Source organism: Mycobacterium sp. 852002-40037_SCH5390672 (assembly GCF_001665875.1).
Lineage (GTDB): Bacteria > Actinomycetota > Actinomycetes > Mycobacteriales > Mycobacteriaceae > Mycobacterium.
The window spans coordinates 1-500 of record NZ_LZTA01000098.1 but is presented as its reverse complement, the minus strand read 5'-3'; the positions used below and the strand labels follow the sequence as shown (position 1 = coordinate 500).

The 500-nt window shown below is 70.2% G+C and carries 1 protein-coding gene; it reads left to right on the top strand.

Annotated elements, in window-relative coordinates:
• Positions 1–219: 219 nt before the first annotated feature.
• The coding region (locus A5782_RS18300) for a TetR/AcrR family transcriptional regulator (protein ID WP_156624018.1) at positions 220–500 on the top strand (281 nt) is incomplete at its 3' end.

Below are 500 nucleotides of genomic sequence, written 5' to 3'. Positions count from 1 at the left end.
TGGTGGGGATTTGATGACCGCCGGCGAGTCTCCTCGCCGCTGGCACCTACCGGACGCCCGCGTTGCGTCCGCGTCACGGTGCTGTCCCCACTGGTCGCATCCTGTCCGCCGGCCGCCGATCCGACACACCGAATATAATCGGACGATCAATTTCCTTGACGTTGTTGGCGCGAGGTGCGCGGTGCGTGACGAACGGACCGGTGGCGGGGACTGCGCGGTATGACCGTCAAGGCGTCGCAGTTGGGCCGGCCGGTGGGGGCCGACGGTGAGCAGACGCGCGCCCGGATCATCACCGCGGCGATGCGCTGTGTAGCCGAGGCGGGCTACGCCCGGGCGACGATTCGTGAGATCGCTCGCGCGGCCGACATGACCAGCGGCAGCCTGTATCACTACTTTCCGAACAAGTCCGCGTTGCTCGAGGCCGCGGTGGCGGCGCGAACCGACGTCGCGGTTCCCCGACTGCGGCGGGCGGCCGCCCGCCCGGGCACCGCGGTCACGCG